The sequence below is a fragment of the Legionella sainthelensi genome (assembly GCF_900637685.1).
Classification (GTDB): Bacteria; Pseudomonadota; Gammaproteobacteria; order Legionellales; family Legionellaceae; genus Legionella; species Legionella sainthelensi.
In genome coordinates, this window is record NZ_LR134388.1 from 2,697,525 (window position 1) to 2,710,309 (window position 12,785).

Sequence of the window (12,785 nt, forward strand, 5' to 3'; positions counted from 1 at the left end):
TAGATTTATGATAGAATTCAAAAATTGAAAGTACACTTTTGAGCCGTAACCAGGTAGAGCGCAGCATAACTGAGGTCAACTACGCTCCACCTAAGATACACATCAATAAAAGTATCTAGCTTGTGCCTCTAATTTTATTAATAATTAAAAATTTATCATGCTTACTCTTCGTCAAATTACTTTAAGCCGCGGCAATAAAATCTTATTGGATAAGGTTAATGTTACTCTTTATGAAAAACAAAAAATTGGTCTAATTGGTCATAACGGATGTGGTAAATCAACATTATTTGATTTTCTACTGAAAAAGCTAGCGCCTGATACAGGTGAATTTTTAATTAATCCCCAACTCACTATCAGCCATTTATCACAGCAATTGCCTGATAGTGATGAATGTGCACTAGACTTTGTATTAGGCGGTGATGATGGCTATATTAAGTTATGTCAGCGCTTACAAGAAGCGGAAACATCAGGTAATGATGCTGAAGTATTATTATGTCACGAGGAGTTAAACCATACTGCAGGCTATAGCAAACCGGCCATTGCAGCTACCATTATGTCGGGACTAGGCTTTCTTGCGAAGCAGCATCAAGCTTCGGTCAATAGCTTTTCTGGAGGGTGGCGTATGCGCTTAAGCCTTGCGCGTTGCTTAATGAAACCCGCTGATTTGCTGTTACTTGATGAGCCCACTAACCATTTAGACATGGAAGCAATTTTTTGGCTGGAACGTTTTTTAAAACAAAGCCCAAGCACCATTATTCTTATTTCCCATGACCGCGAGTTTCTTGATGCCTTTGTGACTCATATTTTGCATATAGAGAAACAAAATCTGACACTTTATAGTGGTAATTACAGCTGTTTTGAGAACATTCATGCTCAACAATTAGCATTACAACAAGCCTTGCATGAAAAGCAACAAGCTAAAATCAATCATATGATGTCTTTTGTAAATCGCTTTAGAGCAAAAGCTACTAAAGCCAAACAAGCACAAGGACGTCTCAAAGCAATAGCACGAATGGAAATTATTGCCGCTGCGCAAATAGACTCCCCTTTTTCATTTGATTTTTTTCCATGTCCACGTGCAAGCAATCCTTTAATACAATGCAACCTGGTTGACGCTGGTTATCAGTCAGAAAAACCTATTTTAAAAAAAATAAATCTATCCCTTAATCCTGGCGATAGAATAGCCCTACTTGGACCAAATGGTGAAGGCAAATCAACTTTTATTAAAACACTAACCGGATCTTTATCCATTTTGAATGGCACAATTCATCGTTCTGCTCATTTAAAAATTGGTTATTATGCACAACATCAATTAGAACAATTGGACTGCAATCTAAGTCCAGTCGAAACAATCCAAATACTTTCTCCAGAGGTACGTGAGCAAGCTATACGTGACTTTTTGGGCGGCTTTAATTTTACAGGTGATATGGCAGTACAACCCATTCATCACTTTTCTGGCGGAGAAAAAGCACGTCTTGCTTTAGCAAAACTCGTGTGGTTAAAACCTAATTTACTTTTGTTGGACGAACCTACTAACCACCTGGATCTTGGAATGCGCTCAGCAATCGAACTCGCATTGCAAAGTTATGAGGGTGCGTTAATTTTAATATCCCATGATCGCCACATGTTAAAAACCAGTGTGGATAGTTATTACTTAGTTTATCATCAAAAAGTTCAGGCTTTTGATGGTGATTTGGATGATTATTATTCTTGGTTACAAACTAAAGATTCAATCAAAGAAAATACGACTTTTTCAGCTGCAAATGACTACAAAGAAAAAAAAGCTTTACAAAATCGACTTAAAAAATTAGAACAACTCATTGAACAATATCAAGATGAAATCACTCAACTCGATACGCAACTTAGCGATGCCAGTCTTTATGAGGACAGTAATCAACAAAATAAATTAAATCAACTCTTACAAAAGCGCTCTCTTACGCATTCCCATTTAAATCAAGTAGAGGAAGAATGGTTAGAGATCGGCAGTAATTTAGAAGATATGATTTAAAACAACCGTTTACACTACCTCCATTAAATGAACGGTGCATATCAATCTATAAGTTCAAATAGTAAATAAGTAGTTTGTATTTTTACCAAAACAATGATAGTGTTCACGCGCTAACAAGGCACTAAGCAATAGTGCTTAGTAAACGGCTTATCTTCTCAAGCATTGAGGATTTGGGGGACTGGTTTCAAACTTAGTTTTAATTAATAAAACGGGTCTGTCGTTTAGATAATGAATGAAAAAGAATTGATTTCTTTTGATGTCTTAGGTCTAAATATGAATCAATTTCATGATCGTTTCTTTTCTCCTTTTTTATCTTACCTCTAGCCTAAATCTGGTTTTAGATTTCATTTAGGAGAATGTGAATGTTACAAAAAGAAGATGCCGTTGTATTGTTTAAAAAGCATCAAGACTTATTACATCATTATATGCGCACACTTCGTAGCGGAGCTCGTATAAGTGAGATGTATTGTCAATTTCCAGAAGTTTTCAATGCATTGGATAGTATCAGTAAGGACAACGAGCAAGATTGTGCTCTGTATCATTTCTTAAGCAAAGAAAAAAGCATATTTGAAAATACACATGACCCTTTACAAATAATACAGAACTTTGTAGAACATTACTCTCAAGAGAACTTTGCTATCAAATTACAAGACGATTGTACATGAGACACAGTTTTTAGTGAGCTTAAATGAATTTTACAACGAGCTTTGCGCACTCTGCGAGCCTAAGCCCATAGTGCTTTACAAAGGTCGGTTTGAGAATGAGCTAGCTCTTAAATTTCCAAGTATTCTCTCGCACGATAACTTTGTTGCAATGATGACATCTCCTATTGGTAAGACCTACTCTGATAAACCTACCGTTTTATTTATTCCAAGGAGTATTGAAGCCGGGCATTTAGTAGCGGTTTTTCCTTGTCAAGCCTTGAGAGAAGAAGCTATTAACCTACTTGGTTTAACAGGACGTACCATGACAAGACAAGACGAGAATCAATTGAGTATTAATAACGATATTATTCTGCAACAAGGACAAAACATAACCATAGACACACCAGAGCATTTATATAGAGTTGAGAAGAAGCAAGCTTATAATAATTTTTGTGTGATTGCGAAAGAATTAGGGTCGTATGCCAAAAGCCCACATAGCTTTTTTAGTAGCCTAGAAATTAACAAGAAAACCGCTTCAACTTTTGCTGAGGTAATTGGTGTTGAATTAGATGTGGACACCGCCCAACGAGTTGCATCAACGCATATGGGTATTTAATTCAATCTTAGGAGGTTTAATTAGTCACCTCATTAATAATGCATAACTCCTTCTCGTGAAAACGAGAAGGGAAAATACTTTTATGTCTCTACTAGCCCTAACACTTTGGAGCCTAACGTAGAAAGGGTATTTTTGGATAGTCCCTACATATATTGTTAGAGATTGTTTGAACGCAATCGCTCTAACATTGCTTTAGCCGCTAACTGCTCTGCTTTTCGTCGATTAGAACCTTGACCAAAAGTTTGTTCTTTCATTCCATTAACCGCACAAGTAATATAAAAAATTTGATTGTGCTCATCACCTTCTACTTTAGTTAATATATATTCAGGAAGTGGAATTTTTTCTGCCTGCAAATATTCCTGTAATTGCGTTTTAGCATCTTTTAAGCAGTCATTTAAATTAGGACTTTCAAGTCGAGAACGATATAATTCTAGAATTACTTCTTTTGCACAATCTATGCCACCATCCAGAAAAACAGCTGCAAAAACAGCTTCCAGCGCATCAGAAAGAATCGACGCTCTACGAAATCCACCACTTTTTAATTCTCCTTGGCCTAAATAAAGAAAATCACCAAGCTCAAGCTCTTTAGCTAATTCGACTAGCATCTCGCCTCGCACGAGAAACGAACGCAAACGACTTAATTGACCCTCGCTTTGCAAGGGAAACCGATGAAACAGTTCATTTGCAATGACAAAACTTAAGATAGAATCACCTAGAAATTCAAAACGTTCATAGTTTTCACTACCAACACTGCAATGAGTCAACGCTTGCTTGAGATATGCACTATTTTTAAAGTGATAGCCTAATCGTCGGCATAATCGTTCTAAATCAATTTTCACTGCCTGCTACCACCTCTTCGCTATGATTAAAATCAAATAATAAACTCACATTATATATTAAAGGCTTTATCACTTGATATTTTAATCTGATCATAAATTTATTAGCCCCGAGAGGTTCAATAGTTAATTGATTTTCCTTTAAGCTGGTTATTCCGTTAATATCAAGATGTTTATCCAAAACACCTTTCAACTCATTAATATCCTGCATGGAATCTCCTGTCAAATTAGATGCAGGTAAAGAATTTAAATCATCAATGGACTTAATTATAGAGTAATATTGCAAATAAACAGGTACGACGCGCATGATTACTGTTGCTGCGATAACGATTGCTATTATAGTCAGTACTGTTCCTATTAAAGTCATTCCCTTCTCTTTATACATGCACAATTCCTCATAATGACCAAAGCTAATCTCCAGGAGTTTACTTTTAAGAAGTCTTCCTTTTATTTTAACTTAGGGGATTAATTTTCCAATTTTTGACCAACGCACATTATCTGTTTTTCCATTCCAGCTCATCCAGACCAAAAATGCTTTTCCTCTTAAATAAGGTTCTGGTACAAATCCCCAAAATCTACTATCTGCACTATCATCTCGATTATCTCCCATCATAAAATAATTCCCTTCGGGAACGACAATGTCAAAATCTACGGCTGGGACATCTGTTCTGATAAAAATATCATGCACCGTTCCATTCAAATTTTCTTGATATTTAGATACTGCTTTTCCAGAGCTCTCATCAATTGTGTACTCAATAAAGGTCTGCTTTGCTTCTTTTCCATTTACGGTTAATACCTTATTGTGGTAACTGACTTTATCACCAGGAATACCAATCACTCTTTTGATGTAATCATAAGAAGGATCAGGAGGCCAGCGAAATACCGCAATATCGCCGATTTTAGGATCGGATATAGTAATGACTTTCTTTTCCCACACGGGTAGTCTCAATCCATAAATAAACTTATTCACTGCCACAAAATCCCCAACCAACAAGGTAGGTTCAAGTGAACCAGATGGTATACGGAACGGTTCAATGAGAAAAGAACGCAAGATCAAAACAATAAAAAACACAGGAAAGAATGAACGCGAATACTCAATAATTTTATTAGGGTTTTGATCCTCTCCACGTTTTTTTGCCCAAAATAGAACATCAAGCAGATAGATGAATCCACTGACAAAAGATAAGACAACTAATATTAAAGCAAAATTCATAACTTTAGATCCTAAAAAGTACGCCTATTTCTTTTTATCTGTTTGAAAAACAGCCATAAATGCCTCTTGGGGTATTTCCACATGCCCCACTTGTTTCATACGCTTTTTACCTGCTTTTTGCTTTTCCAATAATTTTCGTTTACGCGAGACATCGCCACCGTAGCATTTTGCAGTAACATTTTTACGTAAAGCCTTAACTGTTTGTCGAGCAATAATATGACTTCCCAATGCTGCTTGAATCGCTACATCAAACATTTGGCGTGGAATCAAATCACGCATTTTCTCTGCAATCAATTTACCTCTGCTATGAGCCGAAGAACGATGAACAATGACAGAAAGTGCATCGACACGCTCGCTATTGATCAAAATATCCATTTTTACTAAATCAGCTTCTTCAAAGCGCAAAAAATTATAATCTAATGAAGCATAGCCGCGACTTACTGATTTTAAACGGTCAAAAAAATCTGAAACTACTTCACTCATAGGGATATCATACGTAACAGAAACCTGTCGACCACTATAAGTCATATTAACCTGCACCCCACGCCGTTCGATACACAGAGTGATAATAGAACCAAGATAATCTTGAGGTACTAATATATTAGCCCTGACTATAGGCTCATACATTTCTTTAATCTGTGGAATTGGAGGAAGCAAGGAAGGATTATCAATAAGTAAAGTTTCTCCTTTTTGTGTTACTATTTGGTAGACAACTGTAGGCGCTGTAGAAATTAAATCTAAATTATATTCTCTTTCCAGACGCTCCTGGACAATTTCCATATGCAGCATTCCTAAGAAACCACAACGGAATCCAAAACCTAGCGCTTCTGACGACTCAGGCTCGTAAAACAATGAAGCGTCATTTAAACTTAATTTAGCCAAAGCCTCCCGAAAAGCCTCAAAATCATCAGCGCTAATAGGAAATAAGCCCGCATAAACTTGAGGTTTAACCCGTTGAAATCCCGGCAGCTCTTTATCCGCAGGATTTTTTTCTAAAGTTAGGGTATCACCAACGGGGGCCCCTTGAATCTCTTTAATTCCAGCAACAACATAGCCTACTTCCCCTGCATTGAGCGCATCGAGTTTGGTGCGCTTTGGAGTAAATATACCTACTTGATCAACTTCATAAGAGCGACCAGTAGACATCACTCGCATCTTATCACCTTTGCGTATTGAACCATTGACGATGCGTACTAGAGAAACCACCCCAAGGTAACTATCAAACCATGAGTCAATGATTAATGCTTGCAAAGGTTTATTAATATCCCCTTCTGGCGGGGGAATATGTTTGACTAACGCCTCAAGTACATCTTCTACCCCCAAACCAACTTTGGCACTTACCCTTATTGCATCGTGTGCGTCTACGCCAATAATATCTTCAATTTCAGAAATCACGCGCTCTGGTTCCGCTTGAGGCAAATCAATTTTATTGAGCACTGGCAATACAGACAATGATTGATCAATTGCAGTGTAACATACCGCAACAGTCTGTGCTTCCACGCCCTGAGCAGCATCGACAACTAAAATCGCACCTTCACAAGCAGCAAGTGAACGAGACACCTCATAGCTAAAATCCACATGTCCTGGTGTATCGATAAAATTTAATAAATAGGTTTTGCCATCTTTTGCCCGGTAATCTAAGGAAACACATTGCGCTTTAATAGTGATTCCTCGCTCTCGTTCAATATCCATAGAATCAAGAACTTGTGCACTCATTTCACGTTCAGTTAAACCGCCACAAATTTGAATAAATCTATCAGCCAGGGTTGATTTACCATGGTCGATATGGGCAATAATTGAAAAATTACGAATTCGCTTTAAATCACTCAACTGTAATAACCTTTTTGCAAATAGCGCATTTTAGCTTAAATATGCTCGGCCTGAAAGTATTTGCTAATGCATCATATTTTTAATAAAATTTGTTCCTTCGTTTTAATATATATAGAGTATGCTATGAGACGAGCACATGGTCTGGGGTTTATTGCGCTAATACTGTTCTTTTTCTCTTTTTCAACTTATTCAGATACTGCATTTACAAAAAGAAAGGATGTCCAACTTTTTATTAAAAGTATGGTGAAGCAATATCATTTTAGTGCTAAGGAGCTTACTGCCACAATGAATCAGGTAGTAATTCAACCTCAAATTATTGAGTCAATGGAAAAACCTTATGAAAAGAAAAACTGGGATGTATATCGAGATATATTCTTAACTCCTGCCCGCTTAAATAGTGGACTAAATTATTGGGTTGCCAATAGAAAAGCCTTAGAAAAAGCAAAGAAAAAATACGGTGTCCCCCCAGAAATTATTGTTGCAATTTTGGGTGTAGAAACTTTATACGGTGAAAAGCAAGGTGAGTACCGAGTTCTCGATGCCTTAGCAACGCTGGCATTCAACTATCCAAAACGCGCGCCTTATTTCACCAAGGAATTAAAAGAATACTTACTTCTTTGTCGTGAGCATGGAGTTCCTGCAACACAATATAAGGGCTCTTATGCTGGTGCGATAGGCCAACCTCAATTTATGCCGAGTAGCTATCGTAATTTTGCTGTTGATTTTAACAATACAGGTAAACGTGACTTAGTTACAAATAATGATGATTCTATAGGAAGTATTGCAAATTACTTCTATCATCACGGCTGGAAATCAAATGATGGAATTGCACAACATGCTGTATTACGAGGAACGCAATATAAATACATACATATGAATCCTAAAAGAGCGAATTACTCCTATTCACAATTAATAGCAAATGGAGTAAGACCTGTAACAGCTGCGCATAATCATCCATCCCGCGCAGGTTTGATTGAGCTTACTACAGCGCGAGGAAATGAATATTGGATAGCCTATCCAAACTTCTTTGTCATTACTCGTTACAATTCAAGTCCTCAATATGCGCTTGTAGTTTATTTATTAGCACAACAATTAAAACACCAATGGACAGTAATGAATCACAAAAAACATAGAGCTTATACTTAGGAATGGATACCCTTTTTCTATTCACAAAACATCTTGATGAGAACGGCTGTTTTTGTCTAAAAATTAATGCAGATGGAACATTAATCGTTCCACCTGCACAACGTGATTTTATTGAAATCAAAACATTGCAACATGAATGTAAGACTTTAGTCATTGAAACAAGCGAACAAGCAAGTCTTCTCAATCTAGAGTTGTCATGGCTTCCTGAACGAAAAGCCAGAGCCGCAATCCCTTATGCACTAGAAGACAAATTGGCACAATCAGTAGATGAGTTACATTTTGCATTTGATAGAGCAAGATATCAAAACAACCAATACTTAATTACCGTTGTAAGTAAGCACAGGATTCGCTACCTGATGCAGGTGTTTCAAGAACACGACATTGAATTTGTTGGAATTACCTTAGATTGGTTTGCTTTAGAACCCAAAGAACTCTGCTTTAATGAGGCAACTCTACTTATAAATACTGATGAATTTAAAGGTGCTCTTAAAGAAGAGCTTATTGATATCTATCTTAAAAATCACCCTGACCAAGAGCCTTTGCTTTTTACAGATAGCCCCCCAACCTACTCCAGCTTTCCGCAAAAACAGGAATACTCTTCAGTCTGGATTGCACAAAGGCTATTAAAAACTAAATTAATGAATCTCTGTCAAGGCGAAATGCAGCATGGAGATAAAGCAAATTTACTGAAAAAGAAATATCTCCTTACCGCCACACTCTTTTGTCTTTGGTTAATATCGCTTTTAGCTGTGAATGCTATTCAGTTGCATTCATTAAATAAACAAACTCAAAAAATTGATGAGCAGATTGCCGTGATTTATCATGAGTTTTTCCCTGATGCGAAACAGATTATTAGTCCTAAATTTCGTATTACTCAACTTTTAAAAAGCAATAATACAGAAGATCAAAATCGTTTTTGGTTTTTGCTCAATCAATTTGCTAAAGTAATGAAAAATGATCGAATTACCCTAGAACAATTACGCTTTCAAAATAAAACCCTATCTGTGACTTTAATAAGTACGGACTTTGCCAGTCTTGAAGAATTAGAGAATGAATTAAAAAAACTTCAATTAAAGGTAAAGCAAACTCAAGCATCTACCCATGAGCAACAGGTTGTTGCTACTTTGGAGTTAACATGAAATCTTATTTAAGTACACTCAATGAAAGAGAGAAATGGTTGCTCCTTGGAACAGGACTCTGCCTGGTGCTCTACATATATTATCTTTTTTTATATACACCATTAAGCAATCGTGTAACCCAGAAGTCAGCACAACTAGTTGAAAAAATAAGCACACTACAGTGGATGAAAAAGATAAAACTACAAGATCGCACCACACAAACCAAACAGATAGTGAATAACAGCCAATTATTAACGGCATTAGCAACCCAACTTAAAAATGATCCTACTTTGAAGTTCCCTTATCAATTACAACAAACAGGATCTGGTGATATTCAACTTACTTTTGATGCAGTCGCATTTAACATGTTTATTGCTTGGTTGGAAAAAATTAACCAAGGATATGCAATCACAGTGAAGCAATTTGAAGCGGATCGCACAAAAACACCAGGCGTGACTCGTCTAATGATCCTCATTAGCTCTACAGCAAAAATCTCATAAATAAACCCAGCTTGCACAAAAACTCTTTTTAAAGATCTGCTGGGTGTGGCGCGTGCGCTAACAGAGCAATTAAAGATACTGAAAAAATAACCCTTGCAATCAATAAGGATGTAGGATTTGTTTCTTTATATGCAATAAAACCAGAAACGAGACATATAATTAGAAAAACGTAAGTATGAGAGAACATTTTTCGCCCTTATTAACTATTTTAATCTAACTATGTCTATTGTTGTACACTGCTCCAATTAATCACCGAAGCCCCACTTTTAATCTCCGGTGGCAAGGCATTAAGTGCTTTTTGTGCCTCTTCAGCACTAGTGTAAGTACCGTATACCCCTTTGTAATGAGTTTTACCATCACGGTCATATTTTACTTGTGCCATACGGTCATTTTTTGGGGCTTTATAGAGAACTTGTGCTACTTGAGACGCCTTTTCACCTTCAGTCAGTTCAATCGTATAACCTTGAGGATTTTGGCTATTGACCCAAGTTTGATCTCTATCCTTAAATGATACTGGAGAATGAAGTTCTCCTACATGATATGAATCAGGGACAACAACTTCTTCTTTTTGACGATAGCTATAATCATAATTAACCGTATTATAATTATTTAACGTATAGGGTTGTGCAGGATCATAAACATATGTTGGATAATTTGGATATTCATTCTTATCCATCATAGAACAAGAAGACATACTAAAAGCGCAAATCCCTATCACCGTTAATTTAAATGCATCATTCATGATCACTCCCCTGATTTATGATTCTTCTTATTATTCGTTACGTCTCCAAGCCCTAACCTTGTATTTAACCTAGAGTATTTACAGTTCCTATTTAATTACTATATCTACCAAGTTAGAAAAAACTTTAGATTTTTGTGTTGTTAAAGAACAAATAATGTCTTACAGTAATTGTTTTTATTAGGGCAATAACTTATGTGGACACACAGACGTTCAGGACAAACCAATCAAAGAGGCTCTCAAGATCATCGAGATCCCTACGAACGGGATCGAACACGTGTCATCCATTGTCCTGCGTTTAGAAGATTACAAAGAAAAACACAGATTTTAGGAACTGATGAAGGAGATTTTCATCGTACACGCCTCACACACTCATTAGAAGTAGATTCAATAGGCCGTAGTATCGTGCATAATCTTTTAATAACTCGAGAAAAGCATTCAATGCTTTCTGGTTTATTACCTAATGATGATCTTATCTCTGTTATATGTTTACTGCATGATATTGGTCACCCACCATTTGGGCATGGAGGTGAAGTAGCACTGAATTATATGATGCGCAATTATGGTGGTTTTGAAGCAAATGGACAAACGTTAAGACTACTTACCAAAGTTGAAAGTAGTTATGGGACTTATGGCCTTGATTTAACCCGACGTACACTTCTTGGTATACTCAAATATCCAGTAAAACGATCCTCTGTTGTTGCACCTCAACACCCTCCTGTCCATGAATCCATTCATAAAACCATCAAAATTAACGACTGGTTGCCTCCTAAAGCTTATTTTGATTGCGAACAGCACGAAATTGATTGGCTACTCTCTCCTTTTTCTAATAACGATAAAGAGTTATTTCAATCTTTAACACAAATTCCCCAAGGGACAAAGATGGGTAAATCCACTTATCATAGCTTTGATTGTTCCATCATGGATATCGCCGATGATATTGCTTATGGAGTTCATGATCTCGAAGATGCCATCCATTTAAGACTCATAAATCCTGCTCATCTAGATACTGAAGAATTCAGGCTACTTTTAGCTAATACGGCATTAAATCATCGAAAAACTCATCTCATTGATTCTTTATTCTCATCAGATTTATATTCAAGAAAACAAACCATTGGCGAAATGGTCAACTACTTCATCACTTCTACGCAGATCATTATCACAAACGAAAATTTTGAAAATAATTTACTTAAATATAATCTTGCATTAATTCCAGAGGCAGATGCGCTGCTCCATTATTTGAAACAATGCATCTACACTAATGTTATTGACTCCCAAGAGGCACGTACTTTTGAGTATGGCGGACAAACAGTGGTACTTAGATTGTTTGATGCCATAAGCTCAAACCCAGGCAGTTTACTAGATAATAAAAATAGAATTTTGTTTAAAGAGTCTGCTGATGAAACAGCTGCTTATCGAATTGTTTGTGATTATATCGCCAATATGACTGATGAATATGCATATAGAATGCATGAACGATTGTTTGGATTTAACACGAGAACAATTTTTGAAAGGCTATAATTAAGGACAATTTTGACTTGATAGAAGTTGAATCTGATGTGGTTTAGCGCAATCAAATTTTATTATTTTTTAAATAAAAAAATTGTTGTCTGATAACAAGCTGCATTAGATCTTGATGATGGCGTCCCCAAGGGGGTTCGAACCCCTGTTCTCGCCGTGAAAGGGCGATGTCCTAGGCCTCTAGACGATGGGGACCTGGAACTAAAGATACTACTAAATACTACTTACCAATACAAAAAAATGGCGTCCCCAAGGGGGTTCGAACCCCTGTTCTCGCCGTGAAAGGGCGATGTCCTAGGCCTCTAGACGATGGGGACCCGGAACATTTTTTCCATCAACATCTAAGATGTTGATGGTGGAGCTAGGCGGGATCGAACCGCCGACCTCTTGCATGCCATGCAAGCGCTCTCCCAGCTGAGCTATAACCCCAAATTAGGTTCGAAGTTTAATGAGCTACCTTAGCTCTGTCAAGTAAATTTTACATTTTTCCAAAAGAAGATACTTTTAATTCCCAAAACTGTTACTTTATATGATTAAATTAAACCAATTGAATCGTTATAGTCCTAAATTATATGATCCCATTCATCTCAAGGTTAGAAAAATGAAATAACATT

The 12,785-nt window shown here is 36.7% G+C and carries 12 protein-coding genes and 3 tRNA genes; 7 read left to right on the forward strand and 8 right to left on the reverse strand.

What is annotated here, in order from left to right; genetic code table 11:
* The first annotated feature begins 157 nt into the window (after positions 1-157).
* The 3 genes from EL220_RS11975 to EL220_RS11985 all read left to right on the forward strand — a co-directional run bounded on the left by EL220_RS11975 (position 158) and on the right by EL220_RS11985 (position 3,268).
* On the forward strand, positions 158-2,008 hold the full coding sequence (locus EL220_RS11975; protein ID WP_027270210.1) for an ABC-F family ATP-binding cassette domain-containing protein: 1,851 nt from the start codon (positions 158-160) through the stop codon (positions 2,006-2,008).
* A gap of 362 nt (positions 2,009-2,370) precedes the next feature.
* Positions 2,371-2,673: a hypothetical protein gene (locus EL220_RS11980; protein ID WP_027270211.1), complete on the forward strand. Its 303-nt coding sequence runs from the start codon at positions 2,371-2,373 to the stop codon at positions 2,671-2,673.
* Between the two features lie 13 nt (positions 2,674-2,686).
* Entirely contained in the window at positions 2,687-3,268 is a 582-nt protein-coding gene (locus tag EL220_RS11985) for a hypothetical protein (RefSeq protein ID WP_027270212.1), read from the forward strand.
* 155 nt (positions 3,269-3,423) lie between these two features.
* Here EL220_RS11985 and rnc read toward each other — a convergent pair whose 3' ends face one another.
* The 4 genes from rnc to lepA all read right to left on the reverse strand — a co-directional run bounded on the left by rnc (position 3,424) and on the right by lepA (position 7,147).
* The gene (rnc, locus tag EL220_RS11990; RefSeq protein WP_027270213.1) at positions 3,424-4,107 is read right to left on the reverse strand and encodes a ribonuclease III; all 684 of its coding nucleotides are present in this window, start codon (positions 4,105-4,107) and stop codon (positions 3,424-3,426) included.
* A complete protein-coding gene (locus EL220_RS11995) occupies positions 4,097-4,489 on the reverse strand; it encodes a DUF4845 domain-containing protein (protein ID WP_027270214.1) in 393 nt (130 codons plus the stop codon). The genes rnc and EL220_RS11995 overlap by 11 nt, the downstream gene beginning before the upstream one ends.
* A 72-nt stretch (positions 4,490-4,561) precedes the next feature.
* Positions 4,562-5,317 (reverse strand): signal peptidase I, encoded by a 756-nt coding sequence (lepB, locus tag EL220_RS12000; RefSeq protein ID WP_027270215.1) that lies wholly within the window; start codon positions 5,315-5,317, stop codon positions 4,562-4,564.
* Positions 5,318-5,341: 24 nt separating this feature from the next.
* Entirely contained in the window at positions 5,342-7,147 is a 1,806-nt protein-coding gene (gene lepA, locus EL220_RS12005; RefSeq protein ID WP_027270216.1) for a translation elongation factor 4, read from the reverse strand.
* Between the two features lie 123 nt (positions 7,148-7,270).
* On the opposite strand from lepA, the gene mltB reads away from it, so the two are divergent.
* From mltB to lspM, 3 genes are read left to right on the forward strand one after another with little or no spacing between them, the layout of a single operon-like run.
* Positions 7,271-8,293, forward strand: a complete 1,023-nt coding sequence (mltB, locus tag EL220_RS12010) for a lytic murein transglycosylase B (protein WP_027270217.1) — start codon at positions 7,271-7,273, stop codon at positions 8,291-8,293.
* A gap of 2 nt (positions 8,294-8,295) precedes the next feature.
* Positions 8,296-9,432 (forward strand): type II secretion system protein GspL, encoded by a 1,137-nt coding sequence (gspL, locus tag EL220_RS12015; RefSeq protein ID WP_027270218.1) that lies wholly within the window; start codon positions 8,296-8,298, stop codon positions 9,430-9,432.
* Positions 9,429-9,911 (forward strand): GspM family type II secretion system protein LspM, encoded by a 483-nt coding sequence (gene lspM, locus EL220_RS12020; protein ID WP_027270219.1) that lies wholly within the window; start codon positions 9,429-9,431, stop codon positions 9,909-9,911. The genes gspL and lspM overlap by 4 nt, the downstream gene beginning before the upstream one ends.
* A gap of 223 nt (positions 9,912-10,134) precedes the next feature.
* Here the strand turns inward: lspM and EL220_RS12025 are convergent, their stop codons facing one another.
* Positions 10,135-10,653: a hypothetical protein gene (locus tag EL220_RS12025; protein ID WP_027270220.1), complete on the reverse strand. Its 519-nt coding sequence runs from the start codon at positions 10,651-10,653 to the stop codon at positions 10,135-10,137.
* A gap of 192 nt (positions 10,654-10,845) precedes the next feature.
* On the opposite strand from EL220_RS12025, the gene EL220_RS12030 reads away from it, so the two are divergent.
* Positions 10,846-12,171 carry an anti-phage deoxyguanosine triphosphatase gene (locus EL220_RS12030; protein ID WP_027270221.1) on the forward strand — a complete coding sequence of 442 codons (1,326 nt, stop codon included), beginning with the start codon at positions 10,846-10,848 and terminating at the stop codon, positions 12,169-12,171.
* A 119-nt stretch (positions 12,172-12,290) separates the two neighbouring features.
* On the opposite strand, the gene EL220_RS12035 is transcribed toward EL220_RS12030, so the two are convergent.
* The 3 genes from EL220_RS12035 to EL220_RS12045 form a co-directional block, all read right to left on the reverse strand.
* Positions 12,291-12,366 (reverse strand) — tRNA-Glu (locus EL220_RS12035).
* Positions 12,367-12,412: 46 nt separating this feature from the next.
* A tRNA-Glu gene (locus tag EL220_RS12040) sits at positions 12,413-12,488 on the reverse strand.
* A gap of 36 nt (positions 12,489-12,524) precedes the next feature.
* A tRNA-Ala gene (locus EL220_RS12045) sits at positions 12,525-12,600 on the reverse strand.
* Positions 12,601-12,785 lie beyond the last annotated feature (185 nt).

Bases quoted from the DNA above. Each gene is read 5' to 3' on its own strand.
- gspL (WP_027270218.1), top strand. From the start codon at position 8,296: ATGGATACCCTTTTTCTATTCACAAAACATCTTGATGAGAACGGCTGT.
- lepB (WP_027270215.1), bottom strand. From the start codon at position 5,317: ATGAATTTTGCTTTAATATTAGTTGTCTTATCTTTTGTCAGTGGATTC.
- lspM (WP_027270219.1), top strand. From the start codon at position 9,429: ATGAAATCTTATTTAAGTACACTCAATGAAAGAGAGAAATGGTTGCTC.
- EL220_RS12025 (WP_027270220.1), bottom strand. From the start codon at position 10,653: ATGAATGATGCATTTAAATTAACGGTGATAGGGATTTGCGCTTTTAGT.
- mltB (WP_027270217.1), top strand. From the start codon at position 7,271: ATGAGACGAGCACATGGTCTGGGGTTTATTGCGCTAATACTGTTCTTT.
- EL220_RS12030 (WP_027270221.1), top strand. From the start codon at position 10,846: ATGTGGACACACAGACGTTCAGGACAAACCAATCAAAGAGGCTCTCAA.
- EL220_RS11975 (WP_027270210.1), top strand. From the start codon at position 158: ATGCTTACTCTTCGTCAAATTACTTTAAGCCGCGGCAATAAAATCTTA.
- EL220_RS11995 (WP_027270214.1), bottom strand. From the start codon at position 4,489: ATGTATAAAGAGAAGGGAATGACTTTAATAGGAACAGTACTGACTATA.
- EL220_RS11980 (WP_027270211.1), top strand. From the start codon at position 2,371: ATGTTACAAAAAGAAGATGCCGTTGTATTGTTTAAAAAGCATCAAGAC.